This window comes from Micromonospora sp. NPDC005979 (assembly GCF_040614415.1).
GTDB lineage: Bacteria > Actinomycetota > Actinomycetes > Mycobacteriales > Micromonosporaceae > Micromonospora.
This window is the reverse complement of the sequence record NZ_JBEXUR010000017.1, coordinates 1-15895: the sequence shown is the minus strand read 5'-3', so window position 1 is coordinate 15895 and position 15895 is coordinate 1. Positions and strand designations below refer to the sequence as shown.

20 protein-coding genes and 1 pseudogene are annotated in these 15895 nt (G+C 71.2%); 6 read left to right on the top strand and 15 right to left on the bottom strand.

All coding sequences use genetic code 11. The features are described from left to right. The first annotated feature begins 107 nt into the window (after nucleotides 1-107). Nucleotides 108-1544 carry a M20/M25/M40 family metallo-hydrolase gene (locus ABZ272_RS24995; protein ID WP_355052344.1) on the top strand — a complete coding sequence of 479 codons (1437 nt, stop codon included), beginning with the start codon at nucleotides 108-110 and terminating at the stop codon, nucleotides 1542-1544. A gap of 111 nt (nucleotides 1545-1655) precedes the next feature. Here the strand turns inward: ABZ272_RS24995 and ABZ272_RS24990 are convergent, their stop codons facing one another. Together ABZ272_RS24990 and ABZ272_RS24985 are read right to left on the bottom strand one after the other, a co-directional pair. Next, a complete protein-coding gene (locus tag ABZ272_RS24990) occupies nucleotides 1656-2201 on the bottom strand; it encodes a GNAT family protein (RefSeq protein ID WP_355052343.1) in 546 nt (181 codons plus the stop codon). An 81-nt stretch (nucleotides 2202-2282) separates the two neighbouring features. After that, complete coding sequence (locus ABZ272_RS24985; RefSeq protein WP_355052470.1) at nucleotides 2283-2999, bottom strand: VOC family protein; 717 nt, start codon at nucleotides 2997-2999, stop codon at nucleotides 2283-2285. Nucleotides 3000-3124: 125 nt separating this feature from the next. Between ABZ272_RS24985 and ABZ272_RS24980 the strand changes: the two genes are divergently transcribed. Then, a complete protein-coding gene (locus ABZ272_RS24980; RefSeq protein WP_355052342.1) occupies nucleotides 3125-3415 on the top strand; it encodes a hypothetical protein in 291 nt (96 codons plus the stop codon). Here the strand turns inward: ABZ272_RS24980 and ABZ272_RS24975 are convergent. After that, on the bottom strand, nucleotides 3402-3590 hold the full coding sequence (locus ABZ272_RS24975; protein ID WP_355052341.1) for a DUF397 domain-containing protein: 189 nt from the start codon (nucleotides 3588-3590) through the stop codon (nucleotides 3402-3404). The two genes, ABZ272_RS24980 and ABZ272_RS24975, sit on opposite strands and share 14 nt — an antisense overlap. Then, a complete protein-coding gene (locus ABZ272_RS24970; RefSeq protein WP_355052340.1) occupies nucleotides 3581-4366 on the bottom strand; it encodes a helix-turn-helix transcriptional regulator in 786 nt (261 codons plus the stop codon). The genes ABZ272_RS24975 and ABZ272_RS24970 overlap by 10 nt, the downstream gene beginning before the upstream one ends. Before the next feature lie 222 nt (nucleotides 4367-4588). On the opposite strand from ABZ272_RS24970, the gene ABZ272_RS24965 reads away from it, so the two are divergent. Further along, nucleotides 4589-4882, top strand: a complete 294-nt coding sequence (locus ABZ272_RS24965) for a hypothetical protein (RefSeq protein WP_355052339.1) — start codon at nucleotides 4589-4591, stop codon at nucleotides 4880-4882. On the opposite strand, the gene ABZ272_RS24960 is transcribed toward ABZ272_RS24965, so the two are convergent. The 3 genes from ABZ272_RS24960 to ABZ272_RS24950 form a co-directional block, all read right to left on the bottom strand. Next, nucleotides 4866-5273 carry a hypothetical protein gene (locus ABZ272_RS24960; protein ID WP_355052338.1) on the bottom strand — a complete coding sequence of 136 codons (408 nt, stop codon included), beginning with the start codon at nucleotides 5271-5273 and terminating at the stop codon, nucleotides 4866-4868. The two genes, ABZ272_RS24965 and ABZ272_RS24960, sit on opposite strands and share 17 nt — an antisense overlap. 133 nt (nucleotides 5274-5406) lie before the next feature. After that, entirely contained in the window at nucleotides 5407-6582 is a 1176-nt protein-coding gene (locus ABZ272_RS24955; protein WP_355052337.1) for an alginate lyase family protein, read from the bottom strand. Nucleotides 6583-6751: 169 nt separating this feature from the next. Next, entirely contained in the window at nucleotides 6752-7504 is a 753-nt protein-coding gene (locus ABZ272_RS24950) for an SDR family oxidoreductase (RefSeq protein WP_355052336.1), read from the bottom strand. An 82-nt stretch (nucleotides 7505-7586) separates the two neighbouring features. On the opposite strand from ABZ272_RS24950, the gene ABZ272_RS24945 reads away from it, so the two are divergent. After that, nucleotides 7587-8210, top strand: coding sequence for a TetR family transcriptional regulator (locus tag ABZ272_RS24945; protein WP_355052335.1), 624 nt, complete (start codon nucleotides 7587-7589; stop codon nucleotides 8208-8210). Between the two features lie 27 nt (nucleotides 8211-8237). Here the strand turns inward: ABZ272_RS24945 and ABZ272_RS24940 are convergent, their stop codons facing one another. The 5 genes from ABZ272_RS24940 to ABZ272_RS24920 form a co-directional block, all read right to left on the bottom strand. After that, the gene (locus ABZ272_RS24940) at nucleotides 8238-8531 is read right to left on the bottom strand and encodes a DUF6510 family protein (protein WP_355052334.1); all 294 of its coding nucleotides are present in this window, start codon (nucleotides 8529-8531) and stop codon (nucleotides 8238-8240) included. Nucleotides 8532-8570: 39 nt separating this feature from the next. Continuing rightward, complete coding sequence (locus tag ABZ272_RS24935; RefSeq protein WP_355052469.1) at nucleotides 8571-9335, bottom strand: ferredoxin reductase; 765 nt, start codon at nucleotides 9333-9335, stop codon at nucleotides 8571-8573. A 7-nt stretch (nucleotides 9336-9342) separates the two neighbouring features. Then, the gene (locus ABZ272_RS24930; RefSeq protein WP_355052333.1) at nucleotides 9343-9942 is read right to left on the bottom strand and encodes a sulfite oxidase-like oxidoreductase; all 600 of its coding nucleotides are present in this window, start codon (nucleotides 9940-9942) and stop codon (nucleotides 9343-9345) included. Between the two features lie 76 nt (nucleotides 9943-10018). Further along, nucleotides 10019-11041: a TerC/Alx family metal homeostasis membrane protein gene (locus ABZ272_RS24925; protein ID WP_355052332.1), complete on the bottom strand. Its 1023-nt coding sequence runs from the start codon at nucleotides 11039-11041 to the stop codon at nucleotides 10019-10021. A gap of 220 nt (nucleotides 11042-11261) precedes the next feature. After that, the gene (locus ABZ272_RS24920; protein WP_355052331.1) at nucleotides 11262-11672 is read right to left on the bottom strand and encodes a DUF2267 domain-containing protein; all 411 of its coding nucleotides are present in this window, start codon (nucleotides 11670-11672) and stop codon (nucleotides 11262-11264) included. A gap of 158 nt (nucleotides 11673-11830) precedes the next feature. Between ABZ272_RS24920 and ABZ272_RS24915 the strand changes: the two genes are divergently transcribed. After that, on the top strand, nucleotides 11831-12118 hold the full coding sequence (locus ABZ272_RS24915) for a DUF2795 domain-containing protein (protein WP_355052330.1): 288 nt from the start codon (nucleotides 11831-11833) through the stop codon (nucleotides 12116-12118). 42 nt (nucleotides 12119-12160) lie between these two features. Then, a complete protein-coding gene (locus ABZ272_RS24910) occupies nucleotides 12161-12829 on the top strand; it encodes a DUF1345 domain-containing protein (RefSeq protein ID WP_355052329.1) in 669 nt (222 codons plus the stop codon). 319 nt (nucleotides 12830-13148) lie between these two features. On the opposite strand, the gene ABZ272_RS24905 is transcribed toward ABZ272_RS24910, so the two are convergent. From ABZ272_RS24905 to ABZ272_RS24895, 3 genes and pseudogenes are all read right to left on the bottom strand, one after another. Further along, a complete protein-coding gene (locus ABZ272_RS24905) occupies nucleotides 13149-14120 on the bottom strand; it encodes a pirin family protein (protein ID WP_355052328.1) in 972 nt (323 codons plus the stop codon). Between the two features lie 176 nt (nucleotides 14121-14296). Further along, complete coding sequence (locus tag ABZ272_RS24900) at nucleotides 14297-15091, bottom strand: hypothetical protein (RefSeq protein WP_355052327.1); 795 nt, start codon at nucleotides 15089-15091, stop codon at nucleotides 14297-14299. Nucleotides 15092-15535: 444 nt separating this feature from the next. Then, nucleotides 15536-15895: pseudogene (locus tag ABZ272_RS24895) on the bottom strand (hypothetical protein); the annotation flags it as partial.

Sequence of the window (15895 nt, the reverse complement as noted above, 5' to 3'; positions counted from 1 at the left end):
CGTAGGGATCGTGTTACGAAGTGTCATCACCCGGACCGGGTGAACTCCCCCAACATCCACGTCGAACGATATGGACAGACACCACCATCGATGGGCAGGATGCCCCAATGGGATCAGACGACATCGGCGGCTCGCCCACGAGGCCCACCCGCCGCACCTTCCTGTCCGCCTCCGCCGCCACCGCGGCGACCGCCGCCACCGTCGCGCTGCCGGCCCTGGCCGCGCCCGCCGCCGCTGACGCCGGCCCCGGGCGCGCAGCACACCCGCAGCGGCCCAACCGCGAGCTGCGCGAGCTGCTGCGCCAGGTCGACCCACGCCGGATCGAGGCGATCGTGCGCCGGCTCGCCGCGTTCGGCACCCGGCACACCCTCTCCAGCCAGGGCGACCCCGAGCGGGGCATCGGCGCCGCCCGGGACTGGATCCACGCCCGATTGCAGGAGTACGCGGCCACCTCCGGCGGCCGGATGACGGTCGAGCTCCAGTCGTACGTCCAGCAGCCCGCGTCCCGGATTCCCACCGCCACCCGGATCACCAACGTGGTCGCGACCCTGCGTGGCGCGACGTCGCCGAACCGCACGTACGTGGTCACCGGCCACTACGACTCCCGCGTCACCGACGTGATGGACGCCGCCAGCGACGCCCCCGGGGCCGACGACGACGCCTCGGGCGTGGCCGTGGTGCTGGAGCTGGCCCGACTGATGGCCACCCGGCCGACGGCCGCCACCATCGTGTTCGCCGCAGTGGCCGCCGAGGAACAGGGCCTGTACGGCTCGGCGTACCTGGCCGCGCAGCTCAAGGCGGCCGGCGTCGACGTGCAGGGCATGTTCAGCGACGACATCGTGGGCAGCAGCACCGCCGACGACGGCGCCCGCGACCCGTACACGGTGCGGCTGTTCGCCGAGGGCGTGCCGACCGCGGAGACTCCGGAGGAGGCCACCACCCGCCAGTCCGTCGGCGGCGAGAACGACTCACCGTCGCGCCAGCTCGCCCGGTTCGTCCGGGACGTCGCGGACAACGAAACGACCGGCATGCGGGTCCGGGTGATCTACCGGCGGGACCGCTACCTGCGCGGCAGCGACCACATCTCGTTCCTGCGCGAGGGCTGGCCGGCGGCCCGGTTCACGGAGCCGAACGAAGACTTCGCCCACCAGCACCAGGACGTCCGCGTGCAGGACGGCAAGCAGTTCGGTGACCTGCCGGAGTTCTGCGACTTCGCGTACATCGCGCGGGTGGCGAGGGTGAACGGCGCCGCGCTGTGGTCCCTGGCCCAGGCCCCCGGTACGCCCAAGGGCGCCATCATCGTGACCACCGATCTGACCAACAACACGACGCTGCGCTGGCAGCGCGGCGACGAGCCGGACCTCGCCGGCTACGAGGTGGTGTGGCGCGAGACCACGGCCGCCGAGTGGCAGCGGGTGATCGGGGTCGGCGACGTCACCGAGGTCAGCATCGACCTGTCCAAGGACAACGTCTTCTTCGGCATCCGCGCGGTCAACCGAGCCGGCCTCCACAGCCCGGTAGCCTTCCCCCGCCCCGGCGCCTAACCCCCTGCGGGCCCGCCGCTGCCCCTTGCCCCGCCCTCGCCCCCGTCCTCGCCCCGTTGATCATGAGGTTAGCGTCACCCGCTTCGGCGTGTCGTGACGCTAACCTCATGATCACGCGGGTGGGGTGGGGGGAGGTGGGGTGGGGGCTGTTATGGCCCAGCGTTCGTGGTCGCGCCAGGCGCCGTCGATGAAGAGGTAGTCGGGGGAGAAGCCCTCCAGGCGGAAGCCGAGCTTGCGGGCGACCCGCCGGGACGGCTCGTTGCCGGGCTGGATGTTCGCCTCCAGCCGGTGCAGTCCGACGCTGGTGAACGCGTGGTCGATGACCAGGGCGATGCCCGCAGAGGCGTGGCCGGTGCCGCTGTACGGCTCGAACGCCGCGTACCCGAGGTACCCGCCGCGCAGCGCGCCGAGCACGATTCCGCTGATGTTCACGTAGCCGGCGATCGCTCCGCTGGCCCGGTCGCAGATCAGGTAGCCGGCGCTGTCGCGACGCCGGATCCGGGCGAGGTAACGGTCGTACTCCTCGGGCGTTTCCGGCGCGGCCAGCCACGGATGGTGCAGGTCCCGACTCCGCCGCACGGCCGCCACGAACTCGTCGACGTCGGTCGGCCGGGGTCGCCGGATCGCGGCGGGACCACCGCTGCGCAGGTATCTCACGGCGGACCACTCTGACGACCGGCGCGACAGTTGTCCAACCGGCCCGCCGTTCGTACCGGCCCACGCCCAGCCGGGGACGGCCTAGCGGGGCGTCAGCAGCCGGAAGGGGGTGCCGTCGGGATCGGCCAGCACCACCGCGCCCGCCGGGTCGGTGCCGACCCGGGTCGCGCCGAGGGCGAGCAGACGGTCCACCTCCGCCTGCCGGTCACCGTCGACGGGTGGGGCGAGGTCGAAGCTCACCCGACCCCTGCCCTCGCTCGACATGTAGGGCGGCCCACCCCACGTGATCTTCGTGCCGCCGCGCGGCGACTGGATCGCGGTCTCCTGGTCCTGGTCCCAGACCAGCGGCCAACCGAGCGCCTCGGCCCAGAAGTACCCGACTTCCGGCGTGCCGTCGCAGGCCAGCGCGCCGACGAACCCGCAGCCGGCGAGGAAGTTGTTGCCCGGCGGGATGACGTCGAACTCGTTGCCCTCCGGGTCGGCCAGCACCACGTGGTCGACGTCCGGGCCCTGGCCGATGTCGATGTGCCGTCCACCCAGCTCGATCGCCCTGGAGACCGTCAGCTCCTGATCCTGCGGCGAGGTGCTTGTCAGGTCGAAGTGCATGAGGTTCTGGACGACCTTCGGCTGCTCGGTCGGCGGGAAGCGGAGTCGGAACCCGGTGTCGTCGGTGGGCACGAGACCCACACCCTCGCGCGGATCGTCGACGATCTCCCAGCCGAGGATCCCGGACCAGAACCGCGCCAGAGGCAGAGGTTCGAGCGCGTCGAAGCTGATCGCGAACAGGTGGGAGGTCATCGGTCTGCTCATCTCCGATCCGATTGGGCGCGGCCCGCCGTGGAGCGAAAGCCTAAGGATGAGCATGCCGTTCCGCATCCGAGTATTCGCTACCGCCGTGCCCGCCCGGGGCCTAGCCTCGCACCGTGGCCAGGACTCGCAAGCGGACGATCCGCGTCGACGACGTCGACTATCGATGGACGGTCAGCCAGGCCGATCCGGGCCACGTCGTGGTCCGGGTGTGGGACGTCGACGGCGGCCAGGACGTCCGGCTGGAGGAGCGGGTCGCCTTCGACGACCCGTGGCTCAACTACGGGCCGATCATCACCACGGATCCCGAGCGGGTGGTCGAGGTGTTCGCCCTGGAGCCGGTCACGCCACGGCTGGTCGAGAGGCTGATCCGGGAGGCGCTCGCCGGCCCGGTCAGTGGCGCGTGACGAAGGTGACGAAGGCCCGCCAGGCCGCCGGGGTGACGACCAGCGCCGGGCCGGCCGGGTCCTTGCTGTCGCGGACACCCACCACGCCCGGCAGGTTGGCCGCGACCTCGACACAGTCGCCCTGATTGCCGCTGCTGCGGGTGCTCTTGCGCCAGATCGCGCCGCTCAGGTCCATGCCTCTGCCGCCTCCGAGATCACGCTGAGGGTCTGCCCGTGCGGCATCGCCTCGGCCCGTACCGATTCCCACGACTGTCGCAGCGATAGTACGTCCGTAGGGCGCTCGATCACCGTCCCCTTTAGAGGATTGTCCAGGTAGGCCACGTCGTCCCCGTCAGCCGGGGTGGCGATCACGAAGGCGCCGTCCAGCCCGGGATACGCGCCCACCTCGCGCGGCACGAGGTGCAGGTGCACCCGTGGCCGCCGGCCAATGTCAAGAAGGTGCTGTAGCTGCTCGCGCATCACGGTCGGTCCGCCCACGGGCCGTTCCAGCACCGTGTAGTCGAGCACCGCGACGAAGAGTGGTGGCTGCTCACGGGTCAGGATCTCCTGCCGCTGGAGTCGGGCAGCGACAGGCTGGTCCAGCTGATGATCGGCCAGCTGACTCGCGCCGCTATAGAGCGCCCGCGCATACCCCTCGGTTTGCAGCAGCCCCGGCAGCACCAACGGCTGGAACGAACGCAGCGCCGTCGCCTCCTGCTCGATCGTCACCCACTCGCGGAACCACGGCATCACCGACTCGCGGATCATCGTCTCGCGGATGCGCAGCAGCAGGCCGTCGGCGTCCAGCACGCGGTCGCTGCGCTCGGTGAACTCCAGCCGGGGCGGACGCCGGCACTGCTCGACGGCCGCGACGAGCGACGCCGAGTAGTTGATCCGCTCGCTCAGCGCCTCCTGGGACAGACCGGCGACCGTCCGCAGCCGACGCAGCTCTCCGGCGAACAGCTCCAGCATGGGCAAACGATCCACTGCACACCTCTGCACACCGGGGGCGTCTGACACGTACATCGGCGCTGGTGGGACTCGCGCGCCTTCCGACAGTAGCGGCCCGGTCAGCAGACTGTCACGTAGCGGAACCGCCCGGCCCGGCCGACCGACGGGCGGAACCGAACGAGGGGCCGCCGCGAACCCCCGTACCGCGGCGGCCCCTCCCCCACCTGCGAAGGAGCGTGATCCATGCTGACCTCACCGCCCGCGCCGACCGGCACACCGCCACACACGCCGCTGCGTCCGATGTGGTGTTGCCGGGCATGCGGCGGCCCATGGCCCTGCCCGACCGCCCGGCTGGTGCTCAAGGCCGAACACGAGCACGACCTGATCGGCCTGTCGATCTACCTGTGCGGGCAACTGCACGAGGCGATCCGGGACCTCTACCGGCTCAATCCCGACGAGGCGCCCGCACCGCAGGCGATGTTCGCGCGGTTCGTCGGCTGGACCCCGTACCGCCGCCCGCTCATCGCGCCGGACTGAACCAGCGGGCCAGCCACGGGGTGAACGCGACGAGCGCGGCGGCAAGGGCGGTGATGACGGCCTGCCCGATCCGGCCCGGCGTGACGCCACCGGCCGGGTCGAGCACGTAGTTGGCGTACCCGTTGGCGGCGGCGTCCGTGACCAGCACGGCGCAGCCCAGCCCGAGCCCCGCCGAACGGCGGGCCGCCAGCAGCAGCGCCGCCAGCGGATCCCACAGGGTCAGGGACGCGAAGTAGACCGCGAGCCAGCCGGGCAGGGCGAGCTGCGGTCGAAGGCCGGGGACGAACAGCTGGAGTACGTGCACGACGCCGCCGTACGCGAAGACCAGCACGGCCGCCGACACGACCAGCCGGACCCGCGCCGGAACGCCGCGCCACCGATCGGTGCCCACCCGGCCAGTCTGCCGCGCGACCCCGACACGAGAAGCACCCTGATCGACGTCGGATCGCCGATGTGGGGGTATCCGGGGCACTTCGACACCCCCACATCAGCGAAACGGAGTCGATCAAGGGCTGAGCCGCCGGCTAGGCCGGGTTGTTGGCGTGGGTCAGGGTCTCCCAGGCCACGAAGAGGTTGTTCGTGCCCTGGGGACGCTTGCGCTCGGTGTAACTCTGGGTGTTGGCCATGCCGATGCCCATCCGGTTGTGCAGCGCGTTGAAGCCGACCTCGGTGATCGGGCCGAGGCCGAGGACGACCGAGCCGCCGCACACGCTGGACGGCACGGCGGTGCCGTTCTCGTACTTCGTGTGGAAGCCGAGGGCGTGGCGCAGCCGGTCCTGAAGCTCCGGGTACAGGTCGCCACCCTGGATGCGGGTGGTCTCGGCGACATGTGAGATGGCGGAGAGGCTGTAGCCGGTGTGGACCCAGTCGCGGCAGGTCTCCTGCGCGTGACCGTCGGTGTAGGTGGCCTGGCCGTGCCAGCGGGACACGAGTTCGGCGGGCGTGTCGACGCTGGTGGCCGGCGGGTACAGGGGTCGAACCCCGTCTGCGGCGATGTAGATGGAGGCAGCGGCCACGGCCCGGAACCGGGCGAGCGCCCGGTCGTACGACGTGCGGTCCTCCAGGAAGATCGAGATGCCGATGGCCGCCTCGGCGAGGGTCAGGTCCCAGTTGCTGGTGCGGGAGTCACCGGCGATGACCACGGGCAGGTAGACGGTGCGCAGCATGGTCGCGAACCGCGCCTGGTTGGGCCAGTTGCCGTACGTGTACCGGATGATCTCGGCGGCGCGCGGCCACACCGAGCCGGCCCAGCCGGTCTGCAACGGGGCGTTGGCGTTGGTGTGCCGCTGGATCGTGGCGGACCAGGCGTCCATCAGGGCGATCGACTTCTGCGCGTACGCCGAGTTGCCGGTGATGTACCAGGCCAGCGCGTCGGTGTACGCGGCGATGGCGTCCTCGCGCTCGTCGGTGCAGCCGTAGTTCGGGTTGGAGGTCTGACCACACTCCACAGTCGCGCGCGGTGCGGGGACCCGGGACAGGGAGGCGTACCGGCTGCCCATCATCTGGTTGTAGGCGTCGCGCCACGGCTGCTCGCCGGCCTGCACCTTGGCCTTGACGAAGTCGAGCTGTGGCCGGCTGACCAGCACACCGGGATGGGTGAAGGTGGCCGGGGCGGCCTGGGCGCTCGGGGGTGCGGTGGTGGTCACCGCGCCGGCGGCGAGCGCGATGACCACCGCCAGGAGTACGCGTCGACAGCGCATGGGGGCCCTCCTCAGTACGGGTGGATGAATAGACAACTGTCTTAACAGTTGCCGGACATCCGACCGCATACCGGGAAAGCGAGCAAGAAGGCATCGATAAATTCAAGACTATGAAAAATCAAGTATTTATCCACTTTCCCGCGCTCACCCCCGCCCCTTGCATCTCGGCTCAGCCCGGCAGGGAGCTGAGCTCGCCCCCGTTGGCGATCATCACGGTTCCGTTGACGTAGCTGCTGCGGTCGTCCACCAGGAACAGGACGACCTCGGCGATCTCGTCGGGCTCCCCGACCCGACCACGGATGTTGACCTTCCCGAGCATCTCCGCGTTCCCACCGAGCATCTGCTCGGTGCCTTCGGTCCGCACCGGGCCGGGCGACACGGCGTTGACGCGGACTCCGTTGGCCCCGAACTCGGTGGCCCAGGAGCGGGTGAGGATCTCGGCGGCGGCCTTGGAGGCGCCGTAGGCACCGCCGACGGGCGCGGCCAGGGTAGCGGCGGTCGACGTGACGTTGACGATGACGCCGTGGCCGCGCTTGGCCATGCCGGGCGCCAACGCACCCACCAGGAGGAACGGTGCCCGGGTGTTGATCGCGACGTGCCGGTCGAAGCTCTCCGTGCTGGTGTCCGGCGTGCTGGCGAAGTCGTAGATCCCGGCGTTGTTCACCAGGATGTCCACCTCGCCGGCGGTGGCCGCCAGCCCGATGACCTGCTCGGCGTCGGTGAGGTCGGCGGCCACGAAGCGCGCCCGGCCACCCCGCTGGGCGATCTCGGCGACCAGGTCGGCACCCCGGCGCGGGTCCCGCCCGTGCACGACGACCTCGGCGCCGCGCTCGGCAAGCTTGCGGGCGACGGCGCGGCCGATGCCGGCGGTGGCGCCAGTCACGAGGGCGGTACGTCCGGAGAGATCAGTGCTGACAGTCATCAGGGCCTTCTTTCTGGGTTGGTCAACCCATTTTTAGCACCGCTTTCTGGGTTACACAACCCAGTCGGGTAGGCTGGGCTGCGTGACAGAGAGCTCGGCCCCGCCGCAGCGGCTGACGCGCAAGGGACAGGCGACCCGCGAGCGCATCGTGCAGGCCGCCACCGACCTCATCGCCGTCCACGGCGTCGCCGGGACCAGCACCGAGGACGTCCGTAGGGCAGCCGGCGTGAGCGGCTCGCAGCTCTACCACTACTTCGACAGCAAGCAGGCCCTCATCCGGGCGGTCATCACCCGCCAGGCCGACGCCCCGCCGATCCCCGGCCAGCCGATGATGGGTGCGCTCGACAGCTTCGACGCCCTCCGCGCCTGGGCGGACGCGGCCATCGAACGGCAGGAACAGAACGGGGGACGCGGTGAGTGCACCCTCGGCTCACTGGCCGCCGAACTCAGCGCCGACGAGGAGTCGCACGAGGAGCTCAACCAGGGCTTCCTGCGGTGGCAGGCCCTGCTGTTGGACGGCCTGGGCGCGATGCGGGACCGGGGCGAGCTGCGCGCCGAAGCGGACCTCGACAAGCTGTCCCTGGTGCTGCTGACGGCTCTGCAGGGCGGGGCGCTGCTGAGTCAGACGATGCGCAACACCCAGCCGATGCGCGCGTCGCTGGACGCCGCCCTGGCCTACATCCGCTCGTTCACACCGAGGCCGTAGCCGTTAGCGGCGGCGAAGCCGGCTTGTTCAGAGCGGCTCGGGCAGCGTCTGCTCCATCGGCATCGGCACCTGGAGGTAGGTGACACCGCGCATGTCCAGCCAGGCCCGGTCCGGCCCGCGCACCAGCCGCACCATCACCGACTCGCAGGACGGACAGCGGCCGACCAGACCCGGGGCGTGCGAGTAGACGTGCAGGCTGGCCATCGAGCCGGTCATTCCGCAGTTCTCACAGCGGCCCATCGCGGTGCTCAGGTCGACGGCGAACAGCTCGCGCAGCGGACCGTCGAGCATGTTGCCGTCCAGGTAGGACATGTTGGTCATCGGATCTCCTCGACAAGACGGTGAGCGGCGGGCGCGCTCTCAGCCGGTGGGGCCGAAGCGTTCGGTCCTGATCCGCCGCGAGGGATGGCCCAGCCCCACCAGCAGGTCGGCCACGGCCTCCACGAACCCGGTCGGACCGCAGACGTACGTGAGCGGTTGCAGATCCGGCGGCCAGCCGTGGGTGTTGACGTCGGCCAGGCCGACCCGGTGCGGCTCGCCGCGCCAGCCGTCGGGGGCCTCGCGCGTGTAGACGTACGCCACGTCCAGGCCGAAGTCGTCGCGGCCCCGGCGGCGCAACTCGTCGGCGTAGATCACATCCTGCGGCGTGCGGACCGAGTAGATCAGCCGGAACGGCACCTTGCTGCCGACCTCCCGCCGCGCCCGGATCATCGCCATCAGCGGGACGATCCCGGAGCCGCCGGCCACGAGCTGCACCGGATCGGTCTGCTCCGGCCGCCAGATGAACCAGCCACCGAGCGGTCCGCGGATCTCCACCGGGTCGCCGGCGGTGAAGACATCGATGAGGTACGGAGACACCTCACCGTCGTGGACCCGCTGGACGGTCACCTCGATGCGCGGGCCGCCGGGCCCGTCCACGACCGGCCCGGCGATCGAGTACGACCGGGCGGCCTGGTAGCCGTCCGGGGCGGTCAGGCGCACGTCGACGTGCTGGCCGGGCAGGTGCCCCGGCCAGTCGGGCACCTCCAGCACCAGCGTCTGCGCGGACGGCGTCTCCACCCGGCGCTCCACCAGACGGGCCACCTGCCACTTGATCGGCGCACGGGCCGGGGTGCCCGTCGCCACGGCCCGCTCAGTCACCCTGGTACCGCTGCTCGCGCCACGGGTCGCCGTAGTCGTGGTATCCGGCGGTCTCCCAGAACCCCGGCTCGTCCATCGTCTTGAGCCGGATGCCGCGCACCCACTTGGCGGACTTCCAGAAGTACAGGTGCGGCACCAGCAGCCGGGCCGGGCCGCCGTGCTCGGCCGGCAGCGGCGCTCCGTCGAAGGTGTGCGCCACCCACGCCCGGCCGCCGCGCAGGTCCTCCAGGGGCAGGTTGGTGGTGTAGCCGCCGTAGGAGTGCGCGAGCGCGAAGTGCGCGCCAGTGTCCACACCCTCGAGCAGGGTGTCCAGGGAGACGCCCGTCCAGCTGGTGCCGAGCTTCGACCAGTGGGTGACGCAGTGGATGTCGACGGTCGGCGTCTCCTGCGGAAGCGCCATCAACTCCTGCCACGACCACCGGTACTCGGCGCCGTTCTCGGCGGCGATGACGAACTCCCAGGTGTCCAGGGAGACCCGGGGTGTCGGGCCGGCCGAGAGCACCGGGAAGTCCTCGGTCAGGTACTGACCGGGCGGCAGGGCCGGCTCCTGTGATCGGGGCCGACCCTGAAAGCCCGGTGACACGATTCCCATTGCACAGTCGTACCACCCGGGCCGGCCGGGGCGGGAGCTTTCCCGCGTACCCCCTCGTGGGCCCGGCGCGGCGCGGTCAGTGCCGTTCGGTGACGACCTCGCGCTCGGCGGGCGTGCCGCCCCGGGTGGCGCGCAGGCTGGTCAGGGTGACCACCACCAGCACACCGATGATCACGCCGAGCGAGGCCAGGGTGGGGATCTGCGGCACGCTCTCCCAGATGCCGTGCGCCCAGTGCAGACCCAGCTTGAGCCCGATGAACGCCAGGATGATCGCCAGACCGTAGCTGAGGTGCACCAGCCGGCTCAGCGCCGCGTGCAGGACGAAGTAGAGCGCCCGCAGGCCGAGCAGGGCGAACGCGTTGGTGGCGAAGACCAGGTACGGGTCCTCGGTGATGCCGTAGACCGCCGGCACCGAGTCGACGGCGAAGACGATGTCGGTGGCCAGCACCGCGACCACCACCAGGGCGAACGGCGTGAGCGCACGCCGTGCGCCCTCCCGGACGGTCATCCGGGTGCCGTGGTAGTCGTCGACCACCGGCATGACCTTGCGCAGCAGCTTGACCGAGCGCATCTTGTTGATGTCGACCTCCTGCTCGTGCCCGGAGAGGGCGTCGCGCAGGAGCTTCACCGCGGTGGCGATGAGGATGATCGCGAAGAGCAGGAACGCGAAGTCGAGGGTCTGCAACGCCGCCGCGCCGAGGGCGATGAAGACCGCCCGCAGCACCAGGGCGCCCGCGATGCCGTAGAGCAGCACCCGCTGGGCCAGCACGGCCGGTACCGCGAACGCGGCCAGCAGCAGCATGAAGACGAAGAGGTTGTCGACCGAGAGGGACTTCTCGACGAGGTAACCGGTCAGGTATTCGACGCCCTGCTGGGAGCCGTAGCGGGCCCAGAGCCACCCACCGAAGGCCAGCGGCAGGGCGATGTAGAAGGTCGACCAGCCGATCGCCTCCCGCATGGACACCTCGTGCGGCTTGCGCGTCACCAGGAAGTCCAGCACCAGCAGGAGCAGCACGCCGGCGATCGTCACCGCCCAGAGGGTGGGCGTACCGATCGACGACAGGTCACTCGCCGCGGCCAAGGGGGACAATTCGGTCATGGGGTCTCCTCGAACACCGTGTCATGTTCGAGGTCTCCTTCACCCATCACTCGATGGGCAACCACCCGAGGCACGCCGGGCGTGCCGTACTGACCGGAATGGTTCGTGGGAAGTACTCCCCTCGCACGACCAGGTTAGGCCAGGCCGGATCGACACGCCAAGCCGGCCGTCGATGGTTGCCCTGGCCAACCGCTGTGTGCGCCTGCTCTCCCACCCGCCCTCAGGCGCGGCGCAGCGTCGCGCCGGGGGCCATCGCCTGCTCCACGAGATCCCGGTAGTCGCGCGGCAACTGCGTCGCCACGTCGTCGAACTCGCCGCCCGTGATCGCCTCGCGCAGCGTGGTGAACACCGCCCGGACGGCGTCCCGCGCCGCCGGCTCCTCGACCCGCGCCCGCAACGCCACGCGCGCCACGAACTCGGCCGCCCCGAAGCGGTCCGCCTGCTCGGTGCTCGGGCTCGGCTTGAGCATCAGTTGCAGCGGCTGCGGCAACTGGGCCGCCAGGTCCAGCACCTCGCCACCGGTCAGCCGCTCGGCGAACGTCTCCAGCACCGCCCGGGTCAGCTCGACGGCCTGCTCCGACGACGTACGGGTGCGCTGGGAAACCTGGTCGACGAAGGTGTCGTAGTTCATCGCGTACTCCCTCGAACGGTGTCTGCGGCGCCTGCGGGTACCCGCGGCGCCCCGCTGGAAACGACGCCGGATTTCCCCTACGACCCGGGCGTGACCCGGCGGCGGACGGGTAACCGCCGCCGGACGCGACCAATCCATGCCCCGAGGGAGCCCCAGACATGGCGAGCTACGCGGACGTCCTGCAGTACCTGTCGAGCCTGGACTACCCGGCCGAGAAGGACGACGTGGTCCGCGAGGCCGAGCGCGAAGGCGCCCCGCCGGACGTGCTCAAGGCACTGCGCGCGCTGCCCCCGGTCGACTACGCCAACGGCACCGAGGTGGCCCGCTCGGCCGGCATCGAGGCCGCTCCCGAGGTGGGCCCGGCGCAACACGCGACGGCCCAACGCGCGACGCAGGCCCGGGACAAGAAGCACAACCGGGTGTCGCAGCATCTGCGCGGCATCTGACCGCGCCGTGGAGGTGTCCGCCGTGGCGAGCCGGCGTCGCGGATGACCGGCACCGGTCCGCTGTCCCGCCCGCCGGACGGAGGCATCCCCGCGGCGACGCAGCTGCTGATCGTGGCGGTGGTCGGCATTCTCGTGGGCGGCGTCTTCGCTCTGACGCTGTCGCCCGCGCTGTCCCCGCTGGCCGGCTGGGACGCCGCCGCGCTGAGCTGGCTGGTGCTGGTGTGGCGCAAACTCTGGCCGATGGACGCCGCCCGCACCGCCCAACTCGCCGTGCACGAGGACCCCAACCGGCCCACCCGGGACGTGGTCCTGCTGATCGCCTGCCTCGCCAGCCTGCTGGCCGTCGGGCTGGTTCTGGCCAGCGCGCACGCCGCGCCACCCGGAGTGCGCCGCGACCTGTACGGCGTACTCGGCGTCCTCAGCGTGGTGCTGTCCTGGCTGGTCGTGCACACCGTCTTCGCCGCCCGCTACGCGCGGATCTACTACACGGGCCCGGACGGCGGCGTGAACTTCAACCAGAGCGAACCGCCCCGGTACTCGGACTTCGCGTACGTCGCGTTCACCGTCGGGGCGACGTTCCAGGTCTCCGACACCAACCTGACGAGCAACGAGATGCGCCGGACGGTGCTGCGGCACTCGATGGTGTCGTACCTGTTCGGCGCGTTCGTCATCGCCGTCACGGTGAACCTGCTTGCGGGGCTGGCACGCTGAGTGGGTGGGCGCGGGCCGGCGCCCTGTCCCGTCGGATCCTGCCTGCTCGACGGTCTTGCCGGAGCTGGCGAACGTTCGCCGGGACAGGCGGGCGCCCCTTGGCCACGAACCGCGACCGGGGGCGCCACGCAAACCTGCCCAGGCGGTGAACCACGTCCGAACCGGTCGCGGCCACCAGGCGGTGGATGCCCGCCCGAACCGAGCGGTCAGCACTGCCGGGTACAACCATACGACAGAACATCCTCCGTACGGTCAGTTTTTGCTGAACTGTGGGCCAGCCCACGTCAGCCCCGGCATCCGTTGCGGAGAACGCGTCGGGTCAGCCGTGCAGGCCGCCGGTACGGTCGCGGGCCTTGAGCCGGGTGGTGGGCAGGGCGGGCGCGGGCAGCGGCGACGCCGCGTCGTCGGCCACCACACCGAAACGCCGCCCGGCCATCCAGTCCTCCCGAGCCGTGGCGATCTCCTCGTGCGAACGGCCCACGAAGTTCCACCACATGACCAGCGGCTCCTCGAACGGCGTACCGCCCAGCAGCAACAGCCGCGCCCCCGCCCCGCCGCGCACGGTCAGCTCACGCCGACCCGTACCCAGGTAGAGCAGCGCCCCCGGCTCGAAGCCCACCCCGGCGGCCTCGGCCGCGCCGGACATTGCCAGCACGGCGTACTCGAAGTCGGGCCGCAACGGCAGCGTCGTGGGCGCCGACCCGCCCAGTTCGAGCTGCACGCCCACCAGCGGGGTGTGCACCACCGCCGGCGACCGCTGCCCGGCGAACTCGCCCACCAGCAGCGTCACGTCGACCTCACCGTCGCGCCAGCGCGGCAGGTCGGCGTGGTGGGCGAAGTCGGCCGCGCCGGCCCGCGCCGGGTCCGGCAGCGCCACCCAGAGCTGCACCCCGTGCATGACCGGCGGGTGCGTGGCCGGCGACCGCTCCGAGTGGGCGATGCCGTGCCCGGAGGTCATCACGTTCAACTGGCCGGGTCGGATCGCCTGGACGTTGCCCAGGCTGTCCCGGTGGATGATCTCGCCGTCGAGCAGCCACGTCACCGTCTGCAGCCCCGTGTGCGGGTGCGGCGGAACCTCCATGCCGGGTCGCTGCGCCACATCGTCCGGGCCGAAATGGTCCACGAAGCACCATGCGCCGACCATCCGTCGGGGCCGCTGCGGCAGCAGACGCCGCACCGTCGTGTACCGACCCAGCGGCACGTCGTGGCCGGGCAGCAGCACGCTGCCGGGATCGACGTCGGCCACGCCGGGCGGTCGGGTCTGCGCCAGCATCGATTCGGTACGCTCCACCGCCCGACTGTACGCTCGCGCGCTCCCCCGACAGCCGCGCTTCCGGTTCGGGGTGACCGCCACCTCAACCGCCGGGGCGTTCAGGCTGGCGCTCGAATCCCGCGTGGCGTCCCCCGGCCACCGATGCCGGCCAGCCGTACCCGGCCTTGGTTCCCATCACCGCGCCTCGGTCACCGTCACCGCGCCTCGGTCACCGTCACCGCGTTGACGCCCGCGACCAGGTCCAGGAAGATCCGGTTGGGCGAGCGGTCCCATCCCGGCGTGCTCACCAGATCCCCGGCGGCAACCCCGTTCCACCGCTGGTCGCGGACCACCACCGAGCCGGCGCCCGCGCCCGCCCGCACCCGCACCGGCGGCACGCCCGGCACCCGGACGGACAGCCGGCTGGTCCCGCCGGTCAACCGCACAGTCATGACGCCGCGATCCACGGGCGGCAGGATGAGATCGGTGCGAGCGGAACCGCCGACAAGGTCCACTCCCCGCAGACGCGCCCGCGTCAGATCCAGCGCCTGGTCGCTCACCCCGCCCTCCAGGCGCAGACGCCAGGCGACCCGCTCGCTGAGCAACACCCGTACGGCCCGTCCGTCGGACGCGCCGGCGGCCACCACGCCGAGCCGGACCGTCTCCCCGTCGAGCACCGGCCGGGCCGCCACACCCGTGCCGGACGGACTGCTGATCCGGTACAGGTCGTCACCCAGGTCCGTCACCCGCAGGTCGAACGACGTCAACCCGTCGACGAGCACGAAGGTAGCCTTCTGCCGGCCCGCCAACGGCGCGGTCACCGTCTGATCGGATGCCGCCGCGGCGTCCTGCCTCGTGTCCCGTGGACCCGTGTCGCTGTAGGTCTGACCGAGGCGGTCGGGGTCACTCACGATCACCGCGACCGCCATGACGCCGAGTACCAGCACGACGGCAGCGGCGGTCAGCAGCAGGCGGGCACCGACGGACCAGCGTCCCGACGCGACGTCCACTTCCGGTGGCCCCGGCTCTGTCTCGGGCGGCGGTTTCCCCGTTGTCGCCCGGTCCCGGCTGGCCGGCTCGGGCACTGGTTGGTTCGTCGCAGAGTCGTCGGCGGGCAGGTGCGCCGCAGCCGTCCGGGCCGCGGCCGTCGTGTCCGCAGGTCGCCGACCTGCGCGGCGTGTCGCTTGATGCTCGCTTCGATGCTCGCCTTGAGGTTCGTTGCCGTCACCCACCACGGCCATGCCCTGTCCCTCCGCCGGTCCCCGCCGGAGGGTACGGACGCGACCGTCGATCGGATCACCGGGCGGCGACAAGGCCACTGCGCTACGTCGCCCCACGAGATCTTGGACAGTTTCCGTTCCGAGCTGACTGTTCCGAGCTGACGGAAGCTGTCCAAGATCTGTAGATGCGGCGATGGCCGGCACCCGTTGTCGGGTGCCGGTCATCGGTGGTTGTTAGCTGTTCCAGTTGTGGGCGACGAGGTCGGTGGCCTGCTGCTCCCACTGGGCGTAGGCGTCCGGGTAGGCGGAGACCTGGACGGTCTGGGCGGCGTCGGTCAGCGGCATGTCCTGCCAGCGGTCGACCTGCTTGAGGCCCTTGAGGAACGCCGTCGTCGAGTACTCCGGGTTGGTGATCTGCTCGGGCGTGCCCCAACCGGAGGTCGGGCGCTGCTGGAACAGACCGAGGGAGTCGTGGTCGTTGGCGTCGCCGAGGTGGCCCAGGTTCTGAAGCTTGGACTCCTGCAGGCTGGTGGCGATGGAGATGACCGCGGCGCGCTCGGGCAGGCCGGCCTTCTTGGTGGCGGCGATGATGGC

Coding starts and splice junctions, on each gene's coding strand:
- ABZ272_RS24995 (WP_355052344.1), top strand. CDS start 108: ATGGGATCAGACGACATCGGCGGCTCGCCCACGAGGCCCACCCGCCGC.
- ABZ272_RS24985 (WP_355052470.1), bottom strand. CDS start 2,999: ATGACCTCCCACCTGTTCGCGATCAGCTTCGACGCGCTCGAACCTCTG.
- ABZ272_RS24975 (WP_355052341.1), bottom strand. CDS start 3,590: ATGGACCTGAGCGGCGCGATCTGGCGCAAGAGCACCCGCAGCAGCGGC.
- ABZ272_RS24970 (WP_355052340.1), bottom strand. CDS start 4,366: ATGCTGGAGCTGTTCGCCGGAGAGCTGCGTCGGCTGCGGACGGTCGCC.
- ABZ272_RS24965 (WP_355052339.1), top strand. CDS start 4,589: ATGCTGACCTCACCGCCCGCGCCGACCGGCACACCGCCACACACGCCG.
- ABZ272_RS24955 (WP_355052337.1), bottom strand. CDS start 6,582: ATGCGCTGTCGACGCGTACTCCTGGCGGTGGTCATCGCGCTCGCCGCC.
- ABZ272_RS24950 (WP_355052336.1), bottom strand. CDS start 7,504: ATGACTGTCAGCACTGATCTCTCCGGACGTACCGCCCTCGTGACTGGC.
- ABZ272_RS24940 (WP_355052334.1), bottom strand. CDS start 8,531: ATGACCAACATGTCCTACCTGGACGGCAACATGCTCGACGGTCCGCTG.
- ABZ272_RS24930 (WP_355052333.1), bottom strand. CDS start 9,942: ATGGGAATCGTGTCACCGGGCTTTCAGGGTCGGCCCCGATCACAGGAG.
- ABZ272_RS24925 (WP_355052332.1), bottom strand. CDS start 11,041: ATGACCGAATTGTCCCCCTTGGCCGCGGCGAGTGACCTGTCGTCGATC.
- ABZ272_RS24920 (WP_355052331.1), bottom strand. CDS start 11,672: ATGAACTACGACACCTTCGTCGACCAGGTTTCCCAGCGCACCCGTACG.
- ABZ272_RS24915 (WP_355052330.1), top strand. CDS start 11,831: ATGGCGAGCTACGCGGACGTCCTGCAGTACCTGTCGAGCCTGGACTAC.
- ABZ272_RS24910 (WP_355052329.1), top strand. CDS start 12,161: ATGACCGGCACCGGTCCGCTGTCCCGCCCGCCGGACGGAGGCATCCCC.